The organism is bacterium (genome assembly GCA_035945995.1).
Classification (GTDB): domain Bacteria; phylum Sysuimicrobiota; class Sysuimicrobiia; order Sysuimicrobiales; family Segetimicrobiaceae; genus DASSJF01.
In genome coordinates this window covers 23,559-29,558 of record DASYZR010000051.1, presented here as the reverse complement: position 1 = coordinate 29,558, position 6,000 = coordinate 23,559, and the positions used below count along the sequence as shown (strand labels likewise).

The following is a 6,000-nucleotide window of genomic DNA, read 5'->3' as shown; positions in this document are numbered from 1 at the left end:
GAGCTGGTGACCGTCAGACGCACGAGCGCGCCGGGTTTCGACGTCCCGGTGATCGTGAGCGGGAGCGTCACATCGCTGCCCTGGCGGGGCGCCGTGATGACCACCGGCAGCACCGATTGATTGACGGCCGGGGCCGCCGCGGCGGGGCCGGCCGGAGTTGCGGCGGCGGGAGTCGCGGCGGCGGGAGTCGCCGCCACCACGGATCCCGGCGGCACCGGAGCCGCCGCCCCCGCCGGCGGCGCGGGCTGATCGGGCGACGGTGAGGTCGGGCCGGCGGGTGCAACGCCGGCGTCGGGCTCGGTGCCCTTGACGAACACCTCGGGACGGACATCGGGACATCCGGCGGTCGGCGTGACGGCCGGCGCGCACACCGTCTGCTGCACCACCCCGTCGGGCGGCGGCCAGTCGTCCTTCGGCAGCGACGGCAGAAGCTTCTTCATGAACGCGGCCCAGGTCCGCGCCGGCAGGCTCCCGCCGGTCACGTGGTCCATCGGCGAGTTGTCGTCGTTCCCCACCCAGACGCCCGCGACGATGGAGGGCGTGAACCCGATAAACCAGGCGTTGCGATAGTCGTCGGCCGTCCCGGTCTTCCCGGCTTGGGGAATCCCGATGTTCGCCGAGGTGCCGGTCCCGCGCTGCACGACGCCCTTCAGCATGTCGATCATCACGTAGGCCACCTCAGGGCTCAGCACCACGTGCCGGTCGGGGACGTGTTCCTCGAGCACCTTGCCGCGCCAGTCCGTCACCCGGGTCACGGCGACCGGCGCGGCGCGGATCCCGCCGTCGGCGAAGACGCCGTAGGCCGAGACCAGTTCCAGGAGCGTCACGTCGGAGGCGCCGAGCGTCAGGGCGAGGTTCGGCTCCAGCCGGCTCTCGATCCCCATGCGGTGGGCGAGATCGACGATGGCGCGCGGGCCGACTTCCTCCTCCAACCGGATCGTGGCGACGTTGATCGAATTCTCGAGCGCGTACCGGGCGGTGATCCATCCGTGCCACTTCTTGTCGTAGTCTTCCGGCTTCCACACCGTGCCGTTCGGCAGCGGAAACTCGATCGGCGCGTCGAGGAGCATCCGCGTCGGCGGAATCCCGCGCATGACGGCCACCGTGTACGTGAACGGCTTGAAGGCCGAGCCGGGCTGCCGGTGCGCCTGCCAGGCGCGGTTGAACTGGCTCGCCCGGAAATCATATCCGCCGATCATCGCGCGCACGTAGCCGGTACGCGGGTCGATGGCGACGAGCGCGCCCTGCTGCGCGCGCAGATGGTCGCGCTTGGCCTCCTCGACGGCCTGGCGCACGACGGCCTCGGCCGTGGCCTGCATGCCGAGATCCAGCGTGGTGTAGATGCGCAGGCCGCCCTTGTAGAGCATGTCCTCGCCATACCGCTGGAGCAGCCCGGGCAGGATGTAGCTCACGAAGTACGGCGCGCGAATCCCGATCAGGCCGGCGTCGGTCTTCTTCGCGAAGTGCAGCGGCGCGGCGAGGGCGGCGCGGTCCTGCGCCGCGGAGATGTCGCCCTGCTCCTCCATGCGGAAAAGCACCTCTCCCATCCGCGTGCGGGCGCGATCCAGATGTTCGTAGGGCGAGTAGTAGGACGGCGCCCGGATGAGCCCGGCCAGCAGGGCGCTTTCGGGCAGCGAGAGCGCGCTCGCCGGCTTGCCGAAGTACAGTTCCGCCGCGGTCTGCACGCCGTAGGCGCCCTGGCCGAAGTACACCTGGTTGAGGTATCGCGCGAGAATCTCGTCCTTGGTCAGCCGGCGCTCGATCTGGACGGCCAGGAGGATCTCGGCGATCTTGCGCGTGAGGGACTTTTCGCTGGTCAGGAACATGTTGCGCGCAAGCTGCTGGGTGATCGTGCTGCCGCCCTCGGCGTAGCCCCGGTCGTGGAGGTTGCGCAGTCCGGCCCGCAGCACGCCCTTGAGCGAAATGCCGCGGTGCCGGTAGAATTCGGCGTCTTCGGTGTCGATGACCGCGCGCTGCAGCGTGTGCGAGACCTGCGAGAGCGGCACGCTGTCCCGATTCTCGCGGTACAGGCTCGCAATCAGCTGGCCGTCGGCGGCGTAGATCCGCGTGGCCTCGCTGGGCAGATCGTAGAGCGCATCGATGGACGGCAAGTGCGTGCTGATCGCGACGGCCGCGCCGACGAGGAGCCCTCCCGCCGCGAGAACGAGGGCCGCACCGGTGAGTATGACGGCCAGGACCGTCCGGCGCAGCGCCCGCCGCTGCCCCGCCGTGAGGCCCCCGTCCCGCGCACGACCCGCGGGGTTTCGCCGGACCGGACCTCGCGGCGTCGATGTCATGAGCGGCCTCTCTTTGCGGCGATGATGTCGGCTGCGACGGGTGCAAGGGTGGTCCGAGCCGCGACGCCGCCCCTCATCCGATTCTCAACATACCCTACTATACCTGCCGACGGCCGGCCCGGCAACTCGTTTGACGGTTCTCCGGAGCCGATGCTACGATGGGCGCACGGCGGGGCCGCCCGTGGTGGATCCCCGCGCGAGGTGTCAATGCCGTCGTCTCCCAACCGGTTTTGGGACGCCGCGCCGCCGGCCGCGCGGACCAGCACGGTGCGGCGGCGGGTCCTGCAGGCCCGGGAGACGCGCGTCCAGGCGCGGACGGACGTGCTGGCGGTGGAAGAGCCGCTCGAGATTCGGATCTACCCCCCCGACGGCGGACCGGCCGTCCCGATTTCGGTCACGATGCGGACGCCGGGACATGACTTCGAGCTCGCCGCCGGCTTTCTCTATACCGAAGGATTGCTCCGCTCGCCCGACGACGTGCGCGCGATCAGTTACTGCACGGAGCCGTCCGTCGACGGCGCGCAGCAGTACAACATCGTCAACGTGGCCCTCCGGCCGGGGGTTCCCTACGACCCCGAACGCCTCCGTCGCCACTTCTACACCAGTTCGAGCTGCGGGGTCTGCGGGAAGGCCTCCATCGAGGCGATCCACGTCCGGGGCATCCGCGCCGTGCGCGGCGAGGATCTCACGGTTGACGACGCCACACTCGGCCGGCTGGGGGACGCGCTCCGGGCCGCCCAGGCCGTCTTCGAGAAGACCGGCGGCCTCCACGCCGCCGGGTGGTTCGACCGCGACGGCCGGCTGCTCACGGTCCGGGAAGACATCGGCCGCCACAACGCGGTGGACAAACTCGTCGGACACGCCTTCCTGGGACGGCACCTGCCGCTTGACCGGCATCTCCTCATGGTCAGCGGCCGGGCCAGCTTCGAGATCGTGCAGAAGGCCGCGGCCGCGGGCGTCCCGGTCCTCGCCGCGGTCTCCGCGCCGTCGAGCCTCGCATGCGAAACGGCCGAGGCGTTCGGCATGACGCTGGTGGGGTTCGTACGCGGGCCGCGCTTCACCGTCTACACGGGCGAACATCGCGTTCGGATGCGCGACGGCTGAGGCGCCGGGGCCGCGCGCGGCGGAAACTTCCATCGTTTTGAAAAGGAGTCTTTGGCCTTTCCGTCAATATCTTTGACGCACTCTCCCGCATCATTGGTCCCGCCATGGACGGGGGGCGGAGGGACTCATGGACCGCGAACCGGCAGGAACGTCGATGCGGCCCGCTGGCAAGGGGCAGCATCGCGGCGGCCCGGACGCAGGCGATCCCCGCCTGCGCGCCGATCTCATGAAGCGTCTCGTGGGCCTCAGCGAAGCGCTCAATCGGCCGTCGTCCGTCGCGGGCGTCGCCGCGGCCATCGGTCAGGCGGCTGAAGAGCTCAGCGGCGCGCGCGGCGTTGCCGTCTATCTGCGCTCGCCGAACGGCGTCGTCACCTGTGCGTGGTCGCACGGGATCTCGCGGTCCTACGTGGCCGGCGTCGCCACACCCGGCGACACCGCCCCGTGGGCGCATCTCGGCAAGCAGGCGGAACTCTCGGGCATGGACCTGCCGAAGGGCAAGCGCGCGGCGATTCCGGAACCGTCCCTGATCGAAGACACCCGCGCGCTGCCGAGCAGCAGCGAGATGCGCCACCGCGCCGAGCGGGAGGGATTTCGCGCGGTCGCCGGCTGGCCGCTGATCCACGAGGGGCGGGCCGGTGCGACGGTCGCCTGCTACTACGACGCGCCGCGCAGCTGGTCCGCGCCCGAGCGCGAGGCGATGCAGGCGTTTGCCTGGCAGGCCGCGGCCGCGCTGGAAAACGGCCGGTCGCACGAGGCGCAGAGCCGGCGGACGTTCGAGCTCGAAGCACTCTATGAGCTCAGCAAGCGCCTCCGCTTCGCGCAGATGCCCGAGGAGATGTATCCCATCCTGGTGGATCAGGCCGCGCGCCTGGCCCGCGCCGACCACGGGGCGCTCGCGCTGCTGAGTCGCGACGGCACGACGCTGACCACCGCCCAAACATGGGGCGTGGCCGCGGAGCACCGGGGGACCGGGCCCGTGTCGGCGCAGCTGGCGCGCCTGTTCGAAACCGGCGTCCCGCACGTCACCTCGGCCCTCTCCCCGGAGCACGCGGCGGCGCTCGGCGCCGCCCCCGACGCCGGCCGGGCGCTCGGACCGTTCGCCGTCGTTGCCCTCCGCGTGGACCAGAACATCATCGGCACGATCGCGGTCGGCCGCGCCCTGGGCGCGCAGACCGAACCGTTCGTCGAGGCGGACCTTCGGCTCCTGAAGAGCATCGCCGAAATGGCCGGGACCGCGATTCACCGGAGCCGCCTCTACCACGATCTCCAGGACTCCTACATCGAGATGGTCCTGACGCTGGGGCGCGCGCTGGACGCCCGTGATGCCTACACCGGCGGCCACAGCGAGCGTCTGGCGAGGTGGGCCGAGGCCACCGCCAAAATGCTCGGCGCGCGTGACGACGAGGTCCAGGACATCCGCTGGGGCGCGCTGCTGCACGACATCGGCAAGATCGCGGTGCCGGATGCAATCTTGCAAAAACCGGCGCGGCTCACGGAGGACGAGTGGGCGATCATGCGCCGACACCCCATCATCGGTGAGGAGATTCTCCGGCCGGTCGAGCGGTTGCGCGGCGTCGCGCGCATCCTGCGCCACCATCACGAACGGTGGGACGGCACCGGGTATCCCGACGGCATTCGCGAGGACGCCATTCCGCTCGGCGCCCGCATCCTCGCCGTCGTGGACGCCTACAGCGCGATCACCGACGAGCGTCCGTACAAGGCCGCCCGCCCGCACGAAGAGGCGGTCGCCGAGTTGCGGCGCGTCGCCGGGGCGCAGTTCGATCCGCGGGCCGTCGAGGCGTTCTGCCGGGTCCTCGAGGAGGGCGCGGCGGTTCGCTGATCGCCATTACGGCCGGCGTGCCGTACCGGCGGGAGCGGGTTGATTGCCCGTTGAGGGTGGTGCGCGCCTCGGACCCGGTCAGGCGGTCCGGTGTGCCGGGCGGCGCGCCGAGCGCGCGCCGAACATCCTCTGCCAGGGAACCCAGAACGACTCCTTGGTCCGCGACGCGGCTGCGGGAGAGAGGAGATCCCTGCCGGTCATGACGGTGACCAAGGCGTCGCCGATCAGCTCCTCCAGGACGGGGGGCGCGGCCAGCATGAACTGCTCATCCGTCGCATAGGGGGTGCTGTGCATGCCGCTGTTCAGATACGTGACGAGCTCCCACCCGTCTTCCGTCAGCCGTCCGACCACCGAGTAGGCCGATCCGGCGCGAATCCGGAACCGGGCGGGTCCGATCTTTCGGTGCATCTGGAGCAGAATGGGCTGCTTGGTGGATTCGACGAACGCCTGAGCGATGCGGAAGCACTCGGCCGAAACGTGTTCGACCCGTTGCTCTAGCACTCGTTGCCGCGCTTCGCGTTCGGCCAAGAACTTCGCGCGCGCCTGGAGCTCGCTTTCGAGCTCCTCTACCCTCTTCCGCAGATGCTCACCAACCGCGCCCACCGGGTACCCCCCGTATCGGCCCCTCTTGCGAGCATCAAGAAGCCCGTCTCACAAAGTATTGTACACGATGCGCGTCGCTTTGGGCAAGGATTTTCGTCACCTCCCAAGAACATGACGGGAGGTTTAGCGGCGTGACAAGCGGGTGCGCCGCGTTTT

General features: G+C 70.2%; 4 protein-coding genes. 2 read left to right on the top strand and 2 right to left on the bottom strand.

What is annotated here, in order from left to right:
- Positions 1-2,297 (bottom strand): PBP1A family penicillin-binding protein (locus VGZ23_05135; GenBank protein ID HEV2356980.1); only part of this gene is annotated, 2,297 nt, incomplete at its 3' end.
- 207 nt (positions 2,298-2,504) lie between these two features.
- On the opposite strand from VGZ23_05135, the gene fdhD reads away from it, so the two are divergent.
- Positions 2,505-3,401, top strand: coding sequence for a formate dehydrogenase accessory sulfurtransferase FdhD (fdhD, locus tag VGZ23_05130; protein ID HEV2356979.1), 897 nt, complete (start codon positions 2,505-2,507; stop codon positions 3,399-3,401).
- Between the two features lie 127 nt (positions 3,402-3,528).
- Complete coding sequence (locus tag VGZ23_05125; protein HEV2356978.1) at positions 3,529-5,241, top strand: HD domain-containing phosphohydrolase; 1,713 nt, start codon at positions 3,529-3,531, stop codon at positions 5,239-5,241.
- 78 nt (positions 5,242-5,319) lie between these two features.
- On the opposite strand, the gene VGZ23_05120 is transcribed toward VGZ23_05125, so the two are convergent.
- The gene (locus VGZ23_05120; GenBank protein ID HEV2356977.1) at positions 5,320-5,844 is read right to left on the bottom strand and encodes a hypothetical protein; all 525 of its coding nucleotides are present in this window, start codon (positions 5,842-5,844) and stop codon (positions 5,320-5,322) included.
- Positions 5,845-6,000 lie beyond the last annotated feature (156 nt).